Here is a 20,133-nt window from a genome sequence, read left to right as displayed (position 1 = left end):
GCGGCGACCCGCGACCTCCGTCTGCTCGCCCTCCGCGCCGAGTACTGTCGTCAGGGAAGTGAGGCGCACCGGCGCTGTCGCGTCGTGCGTCGACCGGCGACAGGAGCGGCGATGCCTGAGACGCACCACCCCGCCACCACGTCCGCGACGACCGTCCTGCACGTAGGCGGGGTGCTGCGGGCGAGTTCGCATCGGGTACTCACCACCGCCCTGCTCCGCCGTCCCGGTGTCCTCGCCGTCGATACGAACCCGGTCGCGCAAACCGCCACCGTCACCTACGACACGGCGCGGACGTCGGTCGCCGATCTGCGCACCTGGGTCCAGGAATGCGGCTACCACTGCGCGGGCCGCTCGGTGCCGAACCACCTCTGCGACCCGCTGAGCGAGCCACCGTCCAGCGGTGCGACCGCGCAGGCCCACGGCCCCACCGGACACCAGCACGGCAGCCACGCGGCCATGTCCATGGACGACATGGCCCGCGACATGCGCAACCGCTTCCTCGTCGCCCTCGTCTTCTCCACCCTGGTGATGCTGTGGTCGCCCATGGCCACCCACATGCTCGGTCTGCATCTGCCCGTCCCGTTCGGGCTGCGCATGGATGTGTGGGCGCTGATCCTGAGCCTGCCGGTGATCTTCTATTCCTCGACGATCTTCTTCACCGGCGCCTGGCAGGCACTGAAGGCGCACACCCTCGACATGATGGTGCTGGTCTCGGTGGGTATCGGCACCGGCTGGCTGTATTCCCTGTATGTGACGCTCACCGGCGGCGGCGAGGTGTTCTACGAAGCCTCGACGATGCTGGCCGCGTTCGTGCTGCTCGGGCACTGGTTCGAGATGCGGGCCCGCGGCGGCGCCAACGACGCGGTGACCACCCTGCTCGATCTGTCACCGCCGAAAGCCGTTGTGGTGCGCGACGGCACGGAGATCGAGATCCCGACAGCCGATGTCGCCGTCGGCGACACCCTGCTGGTGCGCCCCGGCGCCAAGATCGCCGTCGACGGCACCGTCATCGACGGTTCCAGCGATGTCGACGAGTCGATGGTCACCGGCGAGAGCATGCCGGTGCACAAGGAACCCGGCTCCCCGGTGATCGGCGCGACCATCAACACCACCGGCAGCCTGCGGGTGCAAGCCACCAAGGTCGGTTCCGACACCGCGCTCGCCCAGATCGTGGAACTGGTTCAGCAGGCACAGAATTCGAAGGCGCCGGGCCAGCGGCTGGCCGACCGGGCGGCACTCTGGCTGACCCTGGTCGCCTTGGCAGGCAGCGTCACCACGCTGGTGGTGTGGCTGCTCGTCGGCGCGTCGTTGAGCAGGGCTTTGCTGTTCGCGATCACCGTCGTGGTGGTGACCTGTCCTGACGCACTGGGTCTGGCGACGCCGACCGCGATCATGGTCGGCACCGGCCTCGGTGCGAAACGGGGTGTGTTGTTCAAGAACGCGACGGCACTGGAGGATTCGGCCCGTGTCGATGTGGTGGTGATGGACAAGACCGGCACCCTCACGAAGGGTTCCCCGGAGGTCACCGAGGTGGTGCCGGCGCCCGGGGTGGACACCGGCCGGATGCTCGCCCTGGCCGCCGCCGTGGAACGTGAATCCGAGCATCCCCTCGCCAAGGCGATCGTCGACTACGCGAAAGAGCATGACGCCCTGTCGCTTTCGGCGACGGATTTCCAGAACGTGCCTGGCCGGGGCGCGACCGCCACTGTCGACGGCCACCGGGTACTCGTCGGCAATCGTGGCCTGCTCGACCACGAACACGTAGCGCTCGGTGGCCTGGCTCAGCACCGTGACGACCTGGCCGCTTCCGGGCACACCGCCGTCCTGGTCGCCGTCGACGGGAAAGCCGCCGCGGTGATCGCCCTGGCCGACGCACCGCGCCCGACGTCGGCCGCCGCGGTGGCCGCCCTGCACGATCTCGGCGTCGGCGTGGTCATGCTGACCGGCGACAACCAGGCCACCGCGCAGCGCATCGCCGCCGACCTCGGCATCGACACCGTCATCGCCGATGTGCTGCCCGCCGACAAGGCCGACCGGATCGCCGAGCTACAGCGCGCGGGCAAGAAGGTGGCGATGGTCGGTGACGGCGTCAACGACGCGCCAGCGCTGGCCCGCGCCGACCTCGGCATCGCCATCGGCGCGGGCACCGACGTCGCGATCCAGACCGCCGATGTCGTGCTCATGCGCTCGGACCCGTTCACCGTGTCGACCGCGCTGCGCATCGGCCGTGGCACCGTCGGCAAGGAGCATCAGAACCTGGCGTGGGCGGTCGGCTACAACGGCATCGCCCTGCCGATCGCGGCCGGGGTGTTCGAGCCGTGGGGGCTGACGATGCGCCCGGAGATCGCGGCCATGGCGATGTCGGGATCGAGCCTGATCGTGGCGCTCAACGCCTTGCACCTCAAACGCCTGCCCCTACCCGCACCTGCTGATCAGCGACGCGCCGACGGATCGCCACGGAACGTGGGCGCGGACTAGATTCGAGCAATGGAATCGATCGAGATCGATAGTCCCTCCGGAAGCCTCGAAGCGCTGGTCGCCCGTCCGCAGGGAGCGGGCCCGTGGCCGGGCGTCGTGGTTCTGCACGACGGCCTCGGCCTGAATGCCGATCTCCGCCATCAACTCGACATCGTCGCCGGTCACGGCTATCTGGCGATCGCACCGAACCTGTTCACCCGTGGCCGCGCCCGCTGCATCCAGCAGGCGTTCCGCGCGCTGGCGTTCACCGGCGAGGGGCCGGCGGTGGGGGAGATCCTCGCCGCCCGCGACCGGCTCGCCGCCGACCCCGACTGCACCGGCCGCATCGCGGTCCTCGGCTTCTGCCTCGGTGGCGGATTCGCGCTGCTCACCGCACCGCAGGGTTTCCACGCGTCGGCCCCGTTCTACGGCGGCCTCTACGGCGACTACAAAACCCTGCTCGATGGCGCGTGCCCGGTGGTTGCCAGCTACGGCAGGCTCGATCCGTCACTGCCCGGCGCCGCGGGCAAGCTCGAAGCCGCGCTGACCGCCAACGGCGTCGAGCACGACATCAAGACCTACCCGAACGCCACCCACAGCTTCGCCAACGTCCTGCCCGGAAACGCGGTGCTGCAACGCATCGGCCTCGGCTACGACGAGGCGGCGACCGAGGACGCCTGGCGGCGGATCTTCGCCTTCTTCGACCGGCATCTGCGCACCGGCGAGTGAGCCCCGCGAGCGGGTTGCCCGGAGTGTGCGGTGTTTATACTGTGGCGAAGCGCAGCTGACCTGCCGTCGATCGGAGAGCGTCACATGGGATACCAGCGCATCGTGGTGGGGTCCAACGGTTCGGAATCCGCGCGCACGGCCGTAGCGGTCGCCGGGGAACTCGCGCTCAAGCTCGATCTCGGGGTCACCGTGGTCAGCGTCTGGAAGGAAGCGACGCTCAAGGCGGGCACCGATTCCGCGTGGGCAGAAGCGGTCACCGCGGCCGCCGCCGAAGCGCTGCTCGACGCAGGCCTGCCCGACGTGGTGTGCCTCGAGCTTCCCGGCACCGCGGGCGCGGTGCTGCTGGAGGTCGCCGCCGGCGAACCCGGCACCCTGCTCGTCATCGGCGGCGGAAGCCTGGGCAGCTCGAAGGCACGGCTGCTCGGCTCGACCGCCAATCACGTGTCCCACCACAGCGAGACCGATGTCGTGTTCACCCACAAGATCCCGAAGCGGTGGACCACGGTCGGGCTCACCACCGACGGATCGGCGAGTTCGATCACCGCGGTGCGCCGCGGCTACGAGGTCGCGGTCGGCCTCGGCGCGCGCCCGTTCCTGGTGACCGCGGCCAAAACCGACGACGACGGCGCCGCGACGCTCGTCGACGTCGAAGGCGCCGCCGAGGTGGAGGATCCGGAACTGTTCGGCCGCGACGTGCTGACCGGGGTCCCCGCGGCGGAGGCGATCTGCAACGCGGCCTGGAAGTACGACCTGGTGGTCATCGGCAATCGCGGAATGAGCGGTCCCGCACGGCTGTTGGGCTCGGTCGCCAACAAGGTCACCCACGACATCGACACCAACCTGCTGCTGGTGAACACCAGCAACGGGTGAGTCGCCCGACGATTCCAGGTTTGCTCCGGTTTAGCGGGTAACTGCGAAACTTGCCCGGAACCTCCTGTTCGGTCACCTATGATGACCGAACGCGCGATGTTCGGAACACGACGGAGTGGACGCCGGATGAATGCTGGGATCGAAGCGGCGGGCTTCTTCGGCCTGCTCGACTGGGAGAAGACAACCGGCCTGAGCAAGTTCTGGGTCGACATGATCAGCATTCCGATCTTCAGTGCCATGGCCGGTCTGATCACCAACTGGACCGGCGTGATCATGTTGTTCGCGCCGGTGCGGTTCACCGGGTTCTACGTGCCCGGCCTCAAGACGATCTTCCCGCTGCTGCCGCGCAAGGTGCAGATCCTGCCGACCTTCGCGCCCGGCGGCATCCTCGGTTTCCAGGGCTTCATCCCGGCTCGCGCGGAGAAGATGGCGAGCCTGATGGTCGACAATGCCGTCGCCAAGATCGGGACCGCGAAGGATTTCTTCGACCAGATGGATCCGCGCAAGATCTCCGCCCAGGTCGCGCAGGTGGCGTTGCCGAACGTGCGGTCGATGGTCGATTCGATCATGATCACCGAGCATCCGCAGCTGTGGGCCGACATGCCGCCGCGCGCACGCGAAGTCGTGTACTCGACGGTCGAGGCGGAACTGCCCGCGATCACCGACCGCGCCTTCGATTTCATCGGCGCCAATATCAACCAGTTGCTCGATGTGAAGCTGATGGTCGTCGGCTATCTGCGGCGTCGTCCCGAACTGCTCAAGGACGTCATCTACGGACTCGGCGCGCCGGAGTTGCGGTTCATGATCCGCAGTGGGGTGATCGGTCTGCCGTTCGGCGTGATCGTGGCGCTGTGGTTGTCGTTGCTGCACTACAGCACCCCGCACGGGGACACGCCCGCGATGATCTCGCTGCCGGGCTGGCTCTACGCCATCCTGCATTTCCTACCGGCATGGTTGTGGGTGCTCCTCGGTGGCGCGGTCGTCGGGATGCTGGTCAACATCATCGCCATCAAGGTGGTGTTCGAGCCCGCGACACCGCAGCCGCGCTACAAATATCCCTGGGGCGTCGCGAAATTCGCCAAACGTCAGCATCAGGCCGCGGCCGATCTGGGGCACGCGATCGGGTACCAGATCGTCACCCTCGACGTGGTCACCGAACAACTTCTCGACGGGCCCAGCGGCGACAAGACTCGCGCCGTCATCGCGCACTTCCTCAAGGCCGAGATCGACCGGGTGCTCGGGCCGCTGCGGTCGGTGACCCGGCTGGCGGTCGGGCCACGTCAGTTCGATGCCATCCAGGCGACGGCGGGTGCGAGCCTGGCGACGGAGATGAAGCCGTGGCTGGTCGAGGACGTCGAGTTCTCCCAGACGACCGCGGCCAGCGTCGACCAGCTGGCCACGGAGAAACTGCGCGAACTGCCGCCCGACGAGTTCGTCGAAATGCTGTACACCGCCATCGAACAGGACGCCTGGCTGCTGTACGCGCACGGTGGCGCGCTCGGTGTCCTCGTCGGCGCACTGCACCTGCTGGTCTTCGGAGTATGAGCATGGACGACCGCGAGAAACTCCCCGAACCCGTTCCCGAGCCCGGGATCCCCACCGACCTGGTCGGGTTGGCGCGCATCGCGGGACTGTCGTTGCGCCACATCGTCGGTGCGGTCACCAAGGGCGCGCTGCATACCGCCACCGACCTGGCCGACGAAATCCGTGCGGGCGAACCGATCTCGCAGATCATCGACCATCGGGTCGAATCGCTGCGCCGGATCGCGCTCAGCGCGCTCGGCCTGACCAGCACCGCCGCCGGAGTGTACGGCACCGCCGAATCGGGCGTCGACGCCGAGGATCTCAAGGCGATGGGCGACGCGATGATCACCGAGGGCTGGGATTCGGCGCAGCAGCCCCGCGACCTGCACCCCTCGTTCGTGCCGATCCTGCACGACCTGACCCCCGACGAGGCGCGCATCCTGCGTTTCCTCGCCGTCGCCGGTCCGCAACCGGCGATCGATATCCGTACCAAGGCGCCGTTCGGGATCGGCTCGCAACGCCTGGCCGACGGCATCAACATGATCGCCTACATGGCCGGATGCGCACTGCCCGACCGTGATCACCACTATCTGGGCAATCTCAGCAGGCTCGGGCTGGTCCGCTTCTCCACCGAACCGGTCGCCGATTTCCGCCGGTACGCGTTCCTGGAGGCACAGCCCAGCGCCCAGGCGGCCTACAAGTCGGTGAAGATGCGGGCGATCAGCTCCTACCGCAGCATCTACCTGACGGTGTTCGGCAAGCAGTTCTGCGACGCGTGTTTCGTACTCGGCGACTACACCGGGGGCGGCTGGGCCAGCGACGATCGTGGTGACGTCTATCTGGGCAAGGGCCCCCGGCTGCCGTGATCGCCGTCAGTCCTTGCCGCGCAACGCATCCAGGACGTCGGCGAACATCACCGACTTGATCGCGGTCATCGTCGGCTGGTCCTTGCCGCCCAGCGGCGCGACCATCGCCACCGCGGTGTCGAGGACCTCGGACTCGGCGACCGCGGCGTCGACCAGGTCGGCCGCGAGCGCGTCGGTGCCGCCGTAGCGGCGGGCCGTGGTCATCGCGGCGATCGCCGTCTTCGGGGGCACCTTGGCCTGGATCAGGGCGGCCATGCCGTTGGTGAACGGGATGCGGATGTCGGCCTCGGGGAAACAGAAGAAGCCGCGGTCGGCGCGCATCACCCGGTAGTCGTGCGCGATCGCCAGCATGGCGCCAGCGCCGAAAGCGTGGCCGCCGATCGCGGCGACGGTCGGCATCGGCAGGGTCAGCATCCGGCCGAACAGGGTGTGCACGGCTTCGACGTAGTCGGCGGCGTGGTCGCCGTTGGCGGACAACCAGTCCAGGTCCAGGCCGTTGGAGTAGATCTTGCCGGTTGCGGTGGTCACCAGGGCGGCGGCGCCCGCGGCGACGACGGCGTCGAGGTGGGCGTGCACCTCGGTCATGAAGTCGGGGGAGAAGCGGTTCTCCCCGTCGCCGAGGTCGAGGATCGCGATCGCGTCGTGGTGGCGCAGGGTGGGCATGGGTGGTTCCTTTCAGCGGGGGCCGAGTTCGAGGACGGCACGGACGGCGGCACGCAGTTGTCTGCGGGCCAGGGGATCGGTGAGCCGGTCGCGGCGCAGCAGCAGCGCGGTCGGCAGGTCGACCAGGCAGGTGGTGACGGTGGCGACCCCGCGCCGGTCGGCGCGACCCCACAGGGCACGCGCGAGCCGTTTCAGTGCGGTCAGCAGCGCCTTCTCGGTGGCGGCGATCTCGAGAGCGAGGTCGGCGGGCAGGTCTCCGGCGAGCAGGTCGGCGCGGTCGACAAGCATCAGCAGGCGGGCCGAGTCGGGGTGGGTGTCGGCCAGGCGCGCCGGGGTCTCGGCGGCATCGACGACCGCCTCGATCCTGGCGCTCGGGTCGGTGGCGTCGACGGCACGGTCGATGTCGGCGGCTTGCAGCGCCAGGAAGCGGCGGGCCGCGCGTAACCAGGTGCGCGCCAGCACTTCCTGACGGGAGGCGAAGGTGTGGTACAGCGCGCCGTTGGAGACTCCGGTCGCCGCGGCGACCGCGCGCACGGTCACCGCGGCCGGCCCGGAACGGGCGGCGATGTTCTCGGCGGCGTCCAGCACGGTCTCCGGGTCGTGGGTACGCGGTCTCGGCATGAACAAAAGTTTACAGAGCATCTGCTCTGTAATTCCATTCGGGTGGGCATGTGACCAGGTGGGCCACCGATTTTGTTCCGGCACTTGGTATTTCGATCGCAGAGCTGCGGATTCGGGCACAGCATGGACTTCGTTACGCTCGCGCGAGTCCTCGTTACGATCGGGTACTGTTCGCATTCTTCGGCCCTGTCCGCACGAACAGATCGGCATCGCGATGTCCCGAGTGGTCACCAAGGAGCAGTACTACGACACCGCTGTGGCGGTGCTCGCCGAGTTCGGCTTCAAAGGTCTCAACATCGGTGTGCTGTGCCGTCGCCTCGGTGTCACCAGCGGCTCGTTCTACCACCACTTCGGCTCGTGGCAGGGCTTCGTCGACACGCTCCTCGAGCACTGGGAGAACCGCCAGATGGTCGAGCTACGCGCGCTCGATGTCGGTCACGGCGATCCCGATGCCGACGTGCGCGCCATGTCGGCGCTGGCCAGCGGTCTCGAACACGGCGCCGAAGCCGCGCTGCGTGCCTGGGCGGCCAACGACGAGTCGGTGCACGTGACGGTCAAGCGGGTCGACGAGTCACGCAGGCGGACCGTGCACCGAGTCATCGACAGCGTCGTCGGCGACGAGGCGACCGCCTCGGTCGTCACCGAGTTCGGCATGGCCATGCTGATCGGCTACCAGCAGCTCGCCGCGACCGGCGAACCCACCGAACTGGACCGCCTGCTCGCCGAGTACGCGCGCCTGATCTACTCGCACCGCCGCTAGCCGAGCAGCTCGTCCACGTAGCACCAGCGCCAGACTTCGCCGGGCTCCACACTGCGCATCACCGGATGCGCCGTCGCCGCAAAGTGGGCACTGGCATGGTTGCCCAGCGAGGACTCGCAGCAGCCGATGTTTCCGCAACCGGTGCACATGCGCAGATGCACCCAGGCCAGTCCCTCTTCGACGCACCGGCGGCACACCAGATCACCGACCGGCTCCCGCAGCAGCGGCGCGTGTTCGAGATGAGCGCAGCCGTCGGCGGCCCCGGCGCCGGCGAGCGGTTCGACGCCCGGTTCCTCGTCTGCCTCGTCGAACCGATCGATCATCGACTCTTCGAGGTCGAGCCGCGCCAGCACATGCTGGAGTACCTCGTAGTCCACGGTCCCGGCGTCGCGGACCCGCAGCACGGCATCGCGTTCGGCGCCCAGCATCGCCAGCCGCAGTCGCCGGTACTCCGCGGTCGGGGTCATCTGTTCGGCTTCGGGGCGTCCCAGCCGTTCCCAGGCCGCGTTGGTGCGCCAGATCAGCCGTTGCCGCAGCGACTCGACCACGGGCTCCGGTGTGTCGGGGCCGATCTGTTTGTCCAGTTCGGCCAGTCCCGCGCTCGTAGCCTGTTGCAGCAGATCGGCTTTGGCGAGCGCGTCCTCGGCGCGGCTGGGACCGCGCAGCCGCAGCAGCCGAACCAGCCACGGCAGCGAGGTGCCCTGCACCAGCAGCGTGCCGCCGACCACCACCAGCGCAAGCAGCTCCAGTACCGGCAGCTGCGGTGTCGTGGCGGGCAGCAACAGCACCGCCGCCAAGGTCACCACGCCACGCATCCCCGCCCACGACACCACCGCGGCGTGGCTCAACGGCTCGGTCGTGCGCCCGAACAGCCGGGCGACCAGGACCGGGGTGAACACCCAGACGGGCCGCGCGAGCATCACCGCGGCGAGCACCGCCACCGCCGCCACCACCAGGGTGCGATGGTCGAGGCCGCTGTGCCAGGCGCCGTCGACGATCCAGCGCACCTGCAGGCCGATGATCAGGAAGACCGCGCTCTCCAGAATGAACTGGATGGTGCGCCAGTTCGTCGTCTCCGCGACCCGTGACGCGGCGCCCTGCCAGCGTTGTGCGCCGTGCCCGAGGATCATCCCGCAGGTCACCACCGCGATCACGCCGGAGGCGTGCACATGCTCGGCGGGCAGGTAGGCGACGAACGGGGCGAGCAGCGACACCGTGGTGTCGAGCACCGGATCGTTGATCCGCTTGCGCAGCACCACCAGTCCCGCCGCGACCGCCCCGCCGATCACCGCGCCGCCGACCGCGGCGAGCAGGAAGTCGCCGCCGATCTGCCACACCGTCACCGTGCCGCCGATCGCCGCGATCGCCCCGCGCAGTGACACCAGCGCCGTCGCGTCGTTGAACAGCGACTCGTCCTCGAGCACGGTCACGATGCTGCGTGGCATCCCGGTGCGCCGCGCGATCGCCGTCGCCGCGACCGCGTCCGGGGGAGCGACCACCGCGCCCAGCGCCACCGCCGCGGCGAACGGCACCGGCAGCAACCACCACGCCACCAGCGCCACCGCGAAGGTGCTGAACAGCACCAATCCCACCGACAGCGACGCAATGGTGCGCACGTTGTCCTTGAAGTCGACCAGCGAGGTGCGCAGCGCCGCCGTGTAGAGCAGCGGCGGCAGCAAACCCAGCAGCACCACCTCGGGCTCGAGATGCACCTGCGGCACCATCGGCAGATAGGAGGCGGCGACGCCGGCCAGGGTCAGGACGAGAGGTTCCGACACCCCGAATCGCCGGGCCAGCGCCGCGAGCGCGGTCGCCGAGCCGACCAGAACCACCAAGCCGATCGCCACATCCACAACCGGCATTCTTCCACCGGAGCTACTTCGGCAACGGAGCCGAGGCGTGCTGGGCCACCGGGCTCCACCGATACACCCCGAGGCCGGCCCCGATCCCCAGCCCGACACACACCGCGGCTGTCAGCAATTGTCGGCAGTGCGGGATCGGCTGTCACACGCCGAGCTCAGCCGACCTGCTCGGTGCCGACGAGATGGCCGACTTCGCCCCACACCCGCAGCTCCAGCCGCGGACCTTCGCGCCGCCACTGCGACACCGACGCGTTCGGGACGGGCTCGAGGTGATCCGGCACCGGCGCGCCCATTCCTTCCAGGATGTAGCGCATCGACATCACGACCGCGTCGTGTGTCACCACCAGCACCTGCTCGCCCGCGGCGACCACGTCCAGTTCGTCGAGGAAACTGCGTACCCGCAGCGCCACGTCGGCCAGCGACTCGCCGCCGGGCGGGCGGTACACCCAGTTGCCGACCCGTTCCCTGCGGGCGGCCTCTTCGGGGGAGCGGCGGCGGATCGCCTTGTACGGGTGCAGTTCGAACACGCCCATCTCGCGGTCGCGCAGCCGTTCGTCGACCAGGGTCCGGATCGGTTGCAGGTGCCGGTTGCGGGTCGCCGCGGCCTCGGCCATCAACGCCCAGGTCAGCCGGGTGCGCAGGAAGGGGGAGCAGACCACCAGCTCGGGCCGCTGCGTCCCGGACAGCCCCGCCAGCCAGTCGCCCAGACGCCGGGCCTGCCACTGTCCGTACTCGGTCAGGTCCATCTCGGCGTCGGTGCCGCGCATCGGCCGCAGTTCGGTCGCCGGGTCCGCGTACCAGGCATTGGCCTCGCTCTGGGCGTGCCGCACCGCCCACAATCCACCCAGTGCGCGGGGCACCGCCAATCCTTCGGGCACCTGCACCCACCCCCTCCGTCGATCGAACGCCATCAATCTTTCCTTCGTGCTCGTCCCGTCGTGCCCGGACGCGCCAGGGAATAGCGGCTCCGTTGCCCGCGTTGCACCCCAAGAATTTGAACGCCTGTCCAGATATGTCCGGCGGATCGCCGCCGGATTTTTCGTGTGCCGGAGGAGGCCCGCTTGACCACCAGAGTAGAGATCTGGACCGACATCAACTGCCCGTTCTGTTACCTGGGCAAAGCCCGTTTCGAGGAGGCGCTGGCAGGCTTCGACCATCGTGACGACATCGAAGTCGTGCACCGGTCCTTCGAGCTCGATCCCGGTCTGCCCGCCGGTGAGACCGGCCCGGTCATCCCGCGCATCGCCGCCAAGTACGGCATCAGCGTCGAGCAGGCCGCCGCCAACGAGCGCGCCATCGGCGCCCAGGCCGCCCAGCTCGGGCTGCCCTACCAGACCACCGGTCGCGACTACGGGAACAGCTTCGACATGCACCGGCTGCTGCACTTCGCCCTCGAGCAGGGCAAGCAGGATGCCGTGCTCGACGCTCTCTACGCGGGCAATTTCGCCGAACCCGAACCGGTCTTCGCCGACACCGAACGCCTTGTCGCGCTTGCGGTGCGCGCGGGTCTGGACGAAGCTGCGGTGCGCGCGGTGCTCGCCGACCCGGACGCCTACGCCGACGCCGTCCGCCAGGACGAACGCGAAGCCACGCAACTCGGCGCGACCGGCGTGCCGTTCTTCGTCTTCGACAACAAGTACGCCGTCTCCGGCGCCCAGCCGACCGAGGTGTTCACCCACGCGCTCACCACCGCATGGAACGACCGCCCGGCACCACTGGTGATCACCGCCGAGTCCGACGGCGAGACCTGCGGCCCGGACGGCTGCAAGATCTAACGCTTAAAGGTCGATGACGACCTTGATATCGCTGTGGTCACCCGGCTCGAACGCCTCGAGCGCGCGCTCCAACGGCAGTCGCCGGGTGATCAACCGGCCCAACCACTCCGGGTCGGCCTTCGCCAGCGCCTGCGCCGCCAGCTCGTAGTGGTGCCGGTTGGCGTTGACCGATCCGAACACCACCGCATTGTCGAGCACGATATTGCGGTTGAGCGCGCCCACGTCGACCGGGGCGTCGTTACCGGGTGAGGACACCCCGGTCAGGCAGACGATCACGCCAGGGTGGTTGATCTCCGCGGCCTGCAACGCCACCGCCGGAGCGCCGGTCGCCTCGATCACGACATCCGCGTGGATCTTCTCCGCCACATCCGCGGCCGAACCCGTGTGGAAGGTCCCACCGAGATCGGCCACCAGCCCCGGCTTCGGCCCCTCCGTCGACCGGTCGAGGACATGCACGTCCAGTCCCCGCTGAGCACCGAGCATCGCCGCCAGCAGACCGATCGGCCCCGCACCGGTGATCAGCACCGTCTTCGGATCGAACCAGGCCCGACCGTTGATCTTCTCGATCTGATCCCACGCCTTGGCCACCACCGTCGTCGGCTCCATCAGCACCCCGACCTGCGCCAGCGACGGATCGAGCTGCACGGCGTAATCGACCGGCACCACCCACTCGCTCGACCCGAACCCGTCGATCTGCTTGATCCCGCGCTCCACGTAGTCCCCGTTGCGGCACATGTCGAACTCGCCACGCGCACACGCCCCGCACGGCACCGGATCGGGGCGGCGCACGATCCCGACGACGAGATCGCCTGCGGCGAAACCACTTCCGTCCGGCGCGGTCCGCACCCGGCCCAGCGACTCGTGCCCCAGGATCAGCCGGTCCCGTCCCGGCGGCGCCCACCCGTACTCGCCCGAGGCGATCTCGCGGTCGGTACCGCAGATGCCGAGCGAGATCCCGTCGACGAGCAACTCGTTCGGCCCCGGCACCGGATCCGGCACGTCCTCGATGCTCAACGATCCGGGCTGGTTCGGCACAACGGTCAAAGCGCGCATGTCGGTTTCCCTTCCGCCGCAACGGCGATGCTGTCGGAACCTGCATCAGCAACTTGTTCGCGAACTCACACGAACAAGAATTGCCTGGGACAACGGTACGCGATCGCACAGCAGCGGCAAGATCGCGAATCGCTTGCAATCATCCCGAGAATGCTGCGACGATCGAGGAGGTCGCCACTCGGCATCGGTGGCGGGACCGTGCCTGTCGGTTTCGGCGCGCTGCCCTACGAGACCACCGTGTCGTCTCCGTACCGGGGCACCCGCACCGAACTCGTCGAAGTCCTCGACATCGCCCGCCAGGGACATGTGTCGGTGCATGTCGAGACGTTCAGCCTCGACGAAGCGCCCCTGGCCTACGAGCGGCTGCACGCGGGCAAGATCACCGGCCGCGCGGTCATCGTCCCCGACAGCTGAGGTGGCACCCGGCCCGTCGGCTACGGTGGAAACCGCTCGCACCGATCGACCGTTGCCTGCTGGAGGCGTCTTGCGCATCATCGTCCGGATCCTGCTCGTGCTCGCCGCGCTCGTCTGCGCCACCGCACCCGCCCTCGGCGCACCGGCTGTCGACGACGCCACCGGCCGCAAGATCGACGAACTGCTCGCCGTGCGCGCCGAAGCGGGCGCCGTGGACCGGGGCGAACTGCTGGCCCGGCTCTCCGCCCGCCTGCTCGGCACGCCCTACGGCGCGAACATGCTCGTCGGATCCGCCACCGAGCCCGAACAACTCGTCGTCGACCTGCGCCGCGTCGACTGCTTCACCTTCCTCGACTACGTCGCCGCCGCCTCCCGCTCGACCGACCGCGACCAGTTCGTCACGAACCTGATCGCCACCCGCTATGTCGACAGCCGCGTCGAATTCACCCAGCGCAAGCACTTCTTCACCGACTGGGCCGCCACCGGCCGCATCGCCGCCACCGACATCACCGCGAGCCTGAGCCCGGCCGCTGTCACCACCACCAAGCACCTCAACGCCAAAGCCGACGGCAGCAACTACCTGCCCGGCCTGCCCGTCGTCGACCGCGCGATCACCCACATCCCCGCGGCCGCGGTCGACGGGGGAGTCGTGGCAGGTCTGCGCACCGGCGACTTCCTCGGCGCCTACACCCCCGAAGCCGGCCTCGATGTCACCCACGTCGGCATCGTCGTCCAGACCCCCACCGGCCCGGTGTTCCGCAACGCCTCTTCCCTGGCCGACTACCAGGTCGTCGATACCCCACTGGCCGACTACGTCCGCACCACACCCGGCATCGTCGTCCTGCGGCCGCTCTGAATCCCGCGAGGTTTCGCCGTGACCACACTGCCCGACCGCCCCCATACCGCGCTGCTCGTCGTCGACGTCCAGAACGGTGTCGTCGGCGAAGCGATCCACCGTGACGAGGTGGTCGCCAACATCGCCGCACTCGTCGACCGTGCCCGCGCCGCCCGCGTGCCGGTGATCTGGATCCAGCACTCCTCCGACGACCTCGTCACCGGCACCGAGGCCTGGCAGTACGTCCCCGAACTCACCCGCACCGACGACGAACCCCTGGTGCACAAGCGCTACGGCGACTCCTTCGAAGACACACCGCTCGAGGAATTGCTGGCCGCGGCAGGCGCCGGCCACCTCGTGGTCACCGGCGCCGAAACCGACGCGTGCATCCGCTCCACCATCCACGGCGGCTTCGTCCGCGGTTATGACATCACCCTCGTCGCCGACGCCCACACCACCTTCGACAAAACCCCCTGGGGCGCACCGAAACCCGACGACGTCATCGCCCACACCAACCTCTACTGGCAGTACCAGCAGGCACCGGGCCGCACCGCCGCCGTCCGCCCGACCGCCGACCTTGACTTCATGTCGACCTGAACAGGCACGGTGGTCCCATGACCACCTTCGGCTCTGCACAGAGCGCCGGCTACGACCGCCGCGCCACCCGCCTGCTCGGCAGCCTGTACCGGCGCATCGCCGCCGACATCGACACCGCGACCGCCCAGGGCGCCACCGTCGTCGACATCGGCACGGGCCCGGGAAAACTGTTGTCCACCTTGGCGACCCGGCGCCCAGATCTTCGTCTGCACGGCATCGATCTGTCCCCGCACATGATCGAGATCGCCCACCGCAACCTCGACGGCCACCCCGCCGAACTCGCCGTCGCCGATGTCGGCGACCTGCCACACCCCGACGCCACCATCGACTTCGCCGTCTCCAGCCTGAGCATGCACGAATGGCCTGACCTCGGCGCAGCCACCCGCGAACTACACCGGATTCTGCGACCCGGCGGCACCCTCACGATCTACGACTTCCGGTTCGCCCGCACCGCAGCGATCCAGCAGGCGCTGCGCACGCACTTCGGCACCGTCGACACCGAAACCGTCCGGCTCCCATGGCATCCCGTCGCGGTCATCACCCGCTACCGCGCCACGGCATAGGGTCGACAGATGGCGGGTGAACACACCACGATCGGCGTGGCGGCAGCACACTTCGGTCTCCCCACGCATGTCCTGCGGCACTGGGAAGACTGCGGACTGCTCACCCCCGAACGCGACTCCGCGGGCCGGCGCCGCTACCGCGACACCGATCTGGACACCATCGCGATGATCGTCCTCGGCAAGAAGGCGGGCCTGTCCCTGGACGACCTCGCCATCCTGTTCACCCGCGCCCCCGACCGCGCCACCCGCCGACAGGTCCTGCAAGCCCACCGCACCCGCCTGACCGACCAACTCGCCCGCACCCGAGCCGCCCTCGACGCGATCACCCACGTCCTCGACTGCGACGCCGAGGACTTCCGCACCTGCCCACACTTCCTCGACCAGATCGCCGCCGTACGAGACTGAGTTCAGACGCCCGTGGCTCCGTCGATGCGTTCGCGGATGAGATCGGCATGGCCGCAGTGGCGGGCGTACTCGGCGATCATGTGCGTGTAGATCCAGCGCAAACTCACCCGGCCAGCCATGAACGGACTCGTGTCGTCCAACTGACGCACGGCGCAGTTGCGGCGGGCGTGGGCGATCTCGTCGTTCCAGACAACCAGGGCGGTGTCGTAGGTCGAATGGTCGAATACCTCGAACCCACCGTCGTGCCCCTCGGTGTCGGCATCCGGGTCGTGGATCGGCGGGGCAGTCTCCCCGGCGAGGACTCTGCGGAACCAGTTGCGCTCGACCTCGGCCATGTGCTGGAGCAGGCCGAGCAGGGTCAGCGCAGAAGGCGCCGCGGCGGCGACACGTAGCTGAGCGTCATCGAGTCCCTGGCACTTGCCCGCCAGCGTCGCCCGGTAGAAGTCCAGCCACCCCTCCAGCGTCGCGCGCTCGTCGGCATTCAGCGGCGGCATCGGCCGTTCATTCGTCATCACGAACAGCGATGGTGCCAGCAGGGTCGGACACCTACGGTGCTGGGAAACCCCGTCCGGACGTGAGACGATCGCGCATGTGACCAGCACCCCGGAGCGGCCCCAGCATCTCAGGGATCTTGCACTGCTGCGCCGCGTCCGCGACCGCATCGATCGCGAATACGCCCAGCCGCTCGACGTCGAAGCGCTCGCGCGCGGCGTGCACATGTCCGCCGGGCACCTCAGTCGCCAGTTCCGCATCGCCTACGGCGAATCGCCGTACTCCTACCTGATGACCCGCCGCATCGAACGCGCCATGGCGCTGCTGCGGCGCGGGGACCTGAGCGTCACCGAAGTCTGCTTCGCCGTCGGCTCCTCGTCGCTGGGCACCTTCAGTACGCGCTTCACCGAACTCGTCGGCGTGCCGCCCAGTGTCTACCGCCAAGAGCACGCCGCAGCGACCCAGGGAATGCCATCGTGCGTGGTCAAGCGGGTGACCAGACCGATCAGGAATCAAGAAGCGCAGGCTTCGGCAGGCAATTAGCGTGGTCGCCATGAACATCACCATTCACCAGAGCTACCTCCCGCAGGACGACCCCGACGCCGCGCTCGCCTTCTACCGCGACGCCCTCGGCTTCGAGGTCCGCAGCGACGTCGGCTACGGCGGTCTGCGCTGGATCGTCGTCGGCCCCGCCGGCCAACCAGACACCTCCCTCGTGCTGACCCCGCCCGCCGCCGACCCCGGCATCACCGACGAGGAACGCCGCGTCATCACGGAGATGATGGCCAAAGGCACCTACGCCGGGATCAACCTCGCCACCGACGACCTCGACGGGCTGTTCGAGAAGCTCCAGGCAGGCGACATCGAGGTGGTCCAGGAACCCACCGATCAGCCCTACGGCGTCCGTGACTGCGCCTTCCGCGACCCCGCGGGCAACATGGTCCGAATCCAGCAGGCCAAGTAAGCCCGACCGCCGGTAGATTCGATATCCGGCGACGCCGACTGACCGAGGGAGACTCATGAGCACGGCCAAGAAGTCCAGCACCGCGACCGTGGAGCCGGCCGACAGCCACGACCTGATCCGCGTGCACGGCGCGCGCGTCAACAACCTGCGCGACGTCAGCGTCGAGCTTCCCAAGCGCAGGCTCACCGTCTTCACCGGCGTCTCCGGTTCCGGCAAGAGCTCACTGGTCTTCGGCACCATCGCCGCCGAATCGCAGCGCCTCATCAACGAGACCTACAGCGCGTTCGTGCAGGGCTTCATGCCCAGCCAGTCGCGTCCCGACGTCGACGTCCTCGAAGGCCTCACCACCGCGATCCTGGTCGACCAGTCCCGCCTCGGCGCCGACCCGCGCTCCACCGTCGGCACCGTCACCGACGCCAACGCGATGCTGCGGATCCTGTTCAGCCGCCTCGGCGACCCGCACATCGGCTCCTCGCAGGCCTTCTCCTTCAATGTCGCCTCGATCAGCGGCTCGGGCGCGGTCGCCGTCGAGAAGCACGGTGTCACCGTCAAGGAACGCCGCAGCTTCACCATCACCGGCGGCATGTGTCCCAACTGCGAGGGCAAGGGCACCGTCAACGACATCGACCTGACCCAGCTCTACGACGAGAACAAGTCCCTCGACGAGGGTCCGTTCACCATCCCCGGCTACAGCATGGACGGCTGGATGGGCCGCATCTACAAGGGCAGCGGCTTCTTCGACCCGGCCAAGCCGATCAAGAAGTACACCAAGAAGCAGCTCGCCGACCTGCTCTACAAGGAACCGACCAAGATCAAGGTCGACGGCATCAACCTCACCTACGAGGGCCTGATCCCCAAGATCCGCAAGTCGATGCTGTCCAAGGACGTCGAGGCGCTGCAGCCGCACGTGCGCGCCTTCGTCGAACGCGCCGTCACCTTCGGCACCTGCCCCGACTGCGACGGCACCCGGCTCAGCGCCGAAGCCCGCTCCTCCAAGATCGACGGCACCAGCATCGCCGACGCCTGCGCCATGCAGATCACCGACCTCGCCGAATGGGTCAAGGGCATCGAAGACCCCTCGGTCGCGCCGCTGCTGGAATCGCTGCGCAAGACCCTGGACTCGTTCGTCGAGATCGGCCTCGGCTACCTGTCGCTGTCGCGGCCGTCGGGCACACTGTCCGGCGGTGAAGCCCAGCGCGTCAAGATGATCCGCCACCTCGGCTCCTCGCTGACCGACGTCACCTACGTCTTCGACGAGCCCACCGCAGGCCTGCACCCGCACGACATCCAGCGCATGAACGACCTGCTGCTGCGCCTGCGCGACAAGGGCAACACCGTCCTGGTCGTCGAGCACAAGCCCGAGACCATCGCGATCGCCGACCACATCGTCGACCTCGGCCCCGCCGCCGGTTCCAAGGGCGGCACCATCTGCTTCGAAGGATCCGTCGACGGTCTGCGCGCCAGCGACACCGTCACCGGCCGCCACTTCGACGACCGCGCCGCCGTCAAGGACACGGTGCGTAAGTCCGACGGCGCCTTGAAGATTCGCGGCGCCACGGCCAACAACCTGCGCGAAGTCGACGTCGACATCCCGCTCGGTGTGCTGGTCGCGATCACCGGTGTCGCCGGCTCGGGCAAGAGCTCGCTCGTGCACGGCTCGATCCCGATCGACGAGGGCGTCATCTCCATCGACCAGGCCCCCATCAAGGGCTCGCGCCGCAGCAACCCCGCCACCTACACCGGTCTGCTCGACCACATCCGCAAGGCCTTCGCCAAGGCGACCGGCGCGAAACCGGCCCTGTTCAGCGCGAATTCCGAAGGCGCGTGCCCGAACTGCAACGGCGCGGGCGTCGTCTACACCGACCTGGCGATGATGGCGGGCGTGTCCACCGTGTGTGAGGTGTGCGAGGGCAAGCGGTTCATGGCCGAGGTGCTCGAATACACCTTCGCGGGCAAGAACATCAGCGAAGTGCTGTCGATGCCCGTCGACGAGGCGCGCGAGTTCTTCGGCGACGGGGAAGCCCGCACCCCCGCCGCCCACAAGATCCTCACCCACCTCACCGAGGTCGGCCTCGGCTACCTCACCATCGGCCAGCCGCTGACCACCCTGTCCGGCGGTGAACGTCAGCGCCTGAAGCTGGCCACCCACATGTCCGACAAGGGCGGCGTCTACATCCTCGACGAACCCACCACCGGCCTGCACCTGGCCGACGTCGAACAACTCCTCGGCCTCCTGGACCGCCTCGTCGACGCGGGCAAATCCGTCATCGTCGTCGAACACCACCAGGCGGTCATGGCCCACGCCGACTGGATCATCGACCTCGGCCCCGGCGCGGGCCACGACGGCGGCCAGATCGTCTTCGAAGGCACCCCCGCCGACCTCGTCGCCGCCCGCTCCACCCTCACCGGCGAACACCTCGCCGACTATGTAGGCGCCTGACCCCGCTCGCCTCCCCCCTCGGGCCACAGGAACCCGGGGGGAGGAGGCTCGATATCGACTACCCCAGAGCGCGGCCGTGACCTCTCAGCAAACAGGCAGCGGTAGTGTCGAGGATGTCGACGGTGTCGATGTCTGGATCGGTCGACTGCCGATGGAATCGATGTCCGCCCGACCACACCGGGTCTTCAGCCCGCACCTTCGCCGGCACGTCGGTGAGAGCATGCCCCGCTGCGCGGTGCATCT

The 20,133-nt window shown here is 68.6% G+C and carries 21 protein-coding genes; 15 read left to right on the top strand and 6 right to left on the bottom strand.

What is annotated here, in order from left to right; genetic code table 11:
* The first annotated feature begins 111 nt into the window (after nt 1-111).
* The 5 genes from IEY60_RS16180 (at nt 112) to IEY60_RS16160 (ending at nt 6,446) form a co-directional block, all read left to right on the top strand.
* Nucleotides 112-2,478 (top strand): heavy metal translocating P-type ATPase, encoded by a 2,367-nt coding sequence (locus IEY60_RS16180; RefSeq protein WP_189028841.1) that lies wholly within the window; start codon nt 112-114, stop codon nt 2,476-2,478.
* Nucleotides 2,479-2,487: 9 nt separating this feature from the next.
* Nucleotides 2,488-3,186, top strand: coding sequence for a dienelactone hydrolase family protein (locus IEY60_RS16175; protein ID WP_189028839.1), 699 nt, complete (start codon nt 2,488-2,490; stop codon nt 3,184-3,186).
* Between the two features lie 84 nt (nt 3,187-3,270).
* Nucleotides 3,271-4,056 carry a universal stress protein gene (locus tag IEY60_RS16170; RefSeq protein WP_189028837.1) on the top strand — a complete coding sequence of 262 codons (786 nt, stop codon included), beginning with the start codon at nt 3,271-3,273 and terminating at the stop codon, nt 4,054-4,056.
* Between the two features lie 126 nt (nt 4,057-4,182).
* A complete protein-coding gene (locus tag IEY60_RS16165; protein ID WP_189028834.1) occupies nt 4,183-5,601 on the top strand; it encodes a DUF445 domain-containing protein in 1,419 nt (472 codons plus the stop codon).
* On the top strand, nt 5,598-6,446 hold the full coding sequence (locus IEY60_RS16160) for a DUF4393 domain-containing protein (RefSeq protein ID WP_189028832.1): 849 nt from the start codon (nt 5,598-5,600) through the stop codon (nt 6,444-6,446). Before IEY60_RS16165 ends, IEY60_RS16160 begins: the two co-directional genes overlap by 4 nt.
* Before the next feature lie 6 nt (nt 6,447-6,452).
* Here the strand turns inward: IEY60_RS16160 and IEY60_RS16155 are convergent, their stop codons facing one another.
* Nucleotides 6,453-7,109, bottom strand: a complete 657-nt coding sequence (locus IEY60_RS16155; protein ID WP_189028830.1) for an enoyl-CoA hydratase-related protein — start codon at nt 7,107-7,109, stop codon at nt 6,453-6,455.
* 12 nt (nt 7,110-7,121) lie between these two features.
* On the bottom strand, nt 7,122-7,730 hold the full coding sequence (locus tag IEY60_RS16150; protein WP_189028828.1) for a TetR family transcriptional regulator: 609 nt from the start codon (nt 7,728-7,730) through the stop codon (nt 7,122-7,124).
* Nucleotides 7,731-7,944: 214 nt separating this feature from the next.
* Here IEY60_RS16150 and IEY60_RS16145 point away from each other — a divergent pair, with 214 nt between their 5' ends.
* The gene (locus IEY60_RS16145) at nt 7,945-8,490 is read left to right on the top strand and encodes a TetR/AcrR family transcriptional regulator (protein ID WP_189028826.1); all 546 of its coding nucleotides are present in this window, start codon (nt 7,945-7,947) and stop codon (nt 8,488-8,490) included.
* On the opposite strand, the gene IEY60_RS16140 is transcribed toward IEY60_RS16145, so the two are convergent.
* Together IEY60_RS16140 and IEY60_RS16135 are read right to left on the bottom strand one after the other, a co-directional pair.
* The gene (locus IEY60_RS16140) at nt 8,487-10,352 is read right to left on the bottom strand and encodes a Na+/H+ antiporter (protein ID WP_189028824.1); all 1,866 of its coding nucleotides are present in this window, start codon (nt 10,350-10,352) and stop codon (nt 8,487-8,489) included. The genes IEY60_RS16145 and IEY60_RS16140 overlap by 4 nt on opposite strands.
* A 155-nt stretch (nt 10,353-10,507) precedes the next feature.
* A complete protein-coding gene (locus tag IEY60_RS16135; RefSeq protein WP_229739877.1) occupies nt 10,508-11,236 on the bottom strand; it encodes a histidine phosphatase family protein in 729 nt (242 codons plus the stop codon).
* 177 nt (nt 11,237-11,413) lie between these two features.
* Here IEY60_RS16135 and IEY60_RS16130 point away from each other — a divergent pair, with 177 nt between their 5' ends.
* Nucleotides 11,414-12,127 carry a DsbA family oxidoreductase gene (locus IEY60_RS16130; protein WP_189028819.1) on the top strand — a complete coding sequence of 238 codons (714 nt, stop codon included), beginning with the start codon at nt 11,414-11,416 and terminating at the stop codon, nt 12,125-12,127.
* 3 nt (nt 12,128-12,130) lie between these two features.
* Here IEY60_RS16130 and IEY60_RS16125 read toward each other — a convergent pair whose 3' ends face one another.
* Nucleotides 12,131-13,180, bottom strand: a complete 1,050-nt coding sequence (locus tag IEY60_RS16125) for a glucose 1-dehydrogenase (protein ID WP_189028817.1) — start codon at nt 13,178-13,180, stop codon at nt 12,131-12,133.
* A 198-nt stretch (nt 13,181-13,378) separates the two neighbouring features.
* On the opposite strand from IEY60_RS16125, the gene IEY60_RS16120 reads away from it, so the two are divergent.
* The 5 genes from IEY60_RS16120 (at nt 13,379) to IEY60_RS16100 (ending at nt 15,994) form a co-directional block, all read left to right on the top strand.
* Complete coding sequence (locus tag IEY60_RS16120; protein WP_229739876.1) at nt 13,379-13,594, top strand: zinc-binding dehydrogenase; 216 nt, start codon at nt 13,379-13,381, stop codon at nt 13,592-13,594.
* A 70-nt stretch (nt 13,595-13,664) separates the two neighbouring features.
* On the top strand, nt 13,665-14,450 hold the full coding sequence (locus tag IEY60_RS16115; RefSeq protein ID WP_229739875.1) for an N-acetylmuramoyl-L-alanine amidase-like domain-containing protein: 786 nt from the start codon (nt 13,665-13,667) through the stop codon (nt 14,448-14,450).
* A gap of 18 nt (nt 14,451-14,468) precedes the next feature.
* Nucleotides 14,469-15,026: an isochorismatase family protein gene (locus tag IEY60_RS16110; RefSeq protein WP_189028813.1), complete on the top strand. Its 558-nt coding sequence runs from the start codon at nt 14,469-14,471 to the stop codon at nt 15,024-15,026.
* A gap of 17 nt (nt 15,027-15,043) precedes the next feature.
* Nucleotides 15,044-15,589, top strand: a complete 546-nt coding sequence (locus tag IEY60_RS16105) for a class I SAM-dependent methyltransferase (RefSeq protein ID WP_189028811.1) — start codon at nt 15,044-15,046, stop codon at nt 15,587-15,589.
* Nucleotides 15,590-15,598: 9 nt separating this feature from the next.
* A complete protein-coding gene (locus IEY60_RS16100; protein WP_189028809.1) occupies nt 15,599-15,994 on the top strand; it encodes a MerR family transcriptional regulator in 396 nt (131 codons plus the stop codon).
* A gap of 2 nt (nt 15,995-15,996) precedes the next feature.
* Here IEY60_RS16100 and IEY60_RS16095 read toward each other — a convergent pair whose 3' ends face one another.
* Nucleotides 15,997-16,488 carry a DinB family protein gene (locus IEY60_RS16095; protein ID WP_189028807.1) on the bottom strand — a complete coding sequence of 164 codons (492 nt, stop codon included), beginning with the start codon at nt 16,486-16,488 and terminating at the stop codon, nt 15,997-15,999.
* A 97-nt stretch (nt 16,489-16,585) separates the two neighbouring features.
* On the opposite strand from IEY60_RS16095, the gene IEY60_RS16090 reads away from it, so the two are divergent.
* From IEY60_RS16090 to IEY60_RS16080, 3 genes are read left to right on the top strand one after another with little or no spacing between them, the layout of a single operon-like run.
* On the top strand, nt 16,586-17,029 hold the full coding sequence (locus tag IEY60_RS16090) for a helix-turn-helix transcriptional regulator (protein WP_189028804.1): 444 nt from the start codon (nt 16,586-16,588) through the stop codon (nt 17,027-17,029).
* Between the two features lie 10 nt (nt 17,030-17,039).
* A complete protein-coding gene (locus IEY60_RS16085; RefSeq protein WP_189028802.1) occupies nt 17,040-17,450 on the top strand; it encodes a VOC family protein in 411 nt (136 codons plus the stop codon).
* A 55-nt stretch (nt 17,451-17,505) separates the two neighbouring features.
* Nucleotides 17,506-19,890: an ATP-binding cassette domain-containing protein gene (locus IEY60_RS16080; protein ID WP_189028800.1), complete on the top strand. Its 2,385-nt coding sequence runs from the start codon at nt 17,506-17,508 to the stop codon at nt 19,888-19,890.
* Nucleotides 19,891-20,133: the final 243 nt, after the last annotated feature.

The organism is Nocardia rhizosphaerihabitans, from assembly GCF_014646295.1.
GTDB classification, from domain to species: domain Bacteria; phylum Actinomycetota; class Actinomycetes; order Mycobacteriales; family Mycobacteriaceae; genus Nocardia; species Nocardia rhizosphaerihabitans.
This window is presented reverse-complemented; position numbering and strand designations above follow the sequence as displayed.

Bases quoted from the DNA above. Each gene is read 5' to 3' on its own strand.
- IEY60_RS16180 (WP_189028841.1), top strand. From the start codon at position 112: ATGCCTGAGACGCACCACCCCGCCACCACGTCCGCGACGACCGTCCTG.
- IEY60_RS16175 (WP_189028839.1), top strand. From the start codon at position 2,488: ATGGAATCGATCGAGATCGATAGTCCCTCCGGAAGCCTCGAAGCGCTG.
- IEY60_RS16170 (WP_189028837.1), top strand. From the start codon at position 3,271: ATGGGATACCAGCGCATCGTGGTGGGGTCCAACGGTTCGGAATCCGCG.
- IEY60_RS16165 (WP_189028834.1), top strand. From the start codon at position 4,183: ATGAATGCTGGGATCGAAGCGGCGGGCTTCTTCGGCCTGCTCGACTGG.
- IEY60_RS16160 (WP_189028832.1), top strand. From the start codon at position 5,598: ATGAGCATGGACGACCGCGAGAAACTCCCCGAACCCGTTCCCGAGCCC.
- IEY60_RS16155 (WP_189028830.1), bottom strand. From the start codon at position 7,109: ATGCCCACCCTGCGCCACCACGACGCGATCGCGATCCTCGACCTCGGC.
- IEY60_RS16150 (WP_189028828.1), bottom strand. From the start codon at position 7,730: ATGCCGAGACCGCGTACCCACGACCCGGAGACCGTGCTGGACGCCGCC.
- IEY60_RS16145 (WP_189028826.1), top strand. From the start codon at position 7,945: ATGTCCCGAGTGGTCACCAAGGAGCAGTACTACGACACCGCTGTGGCG.
- IEY60_RS16140 (WP_189028824.1), bottom strand. From the start codon at position 10,352: ATGCCGGTTGTGGATGTGGCGATCGGCTTGGTGGTTCTGGTCGGCTCG.
- IEY60_RS16125 (WP_189028817.1), bottom strand. From the start codon at position 13,180: ATGCGCGCTTTGACCGTTGTGCCGAACCAGCCCGGATCGTTGAGCATC.
- IEY60_RS16105 (WP_189028811.1), top strand. From the start codon at position 15,044: ATGACCACCTTCGGCTCTGCACAGAGCGCCGGCTACGACCGCCGCGCC.
- IEY60_RS16100 (WP_189028809.1), top strand. From the start codon at position 15,599: ATGGCGGGTGAACACACCACGATCGGCGTGGCGGCAGCACACTTCGGT.
- IEY60_RS16095 (WP_189028807.1), bottom strand. From the start codon at position 16,488: ATGCCGCCGCTGAATGCCGACGAGCGCGCGACGCTGGAGGGGTGGCTG.
- IEY60_RS16085 (WP_189028802.1), top strand. From the start codon at position 17,040: ATGAACATCACCATTCACCAGAGCTACCTCCCGCAGGACGACCCCGAC.
- IEY60_RS16080 (WP_189028800.1), top strand. From the start codon at position 17,506: ATGAGCACGGCCAAGAAGTCCAGCACCGCGACCGTGGAGCCGGCCGAC.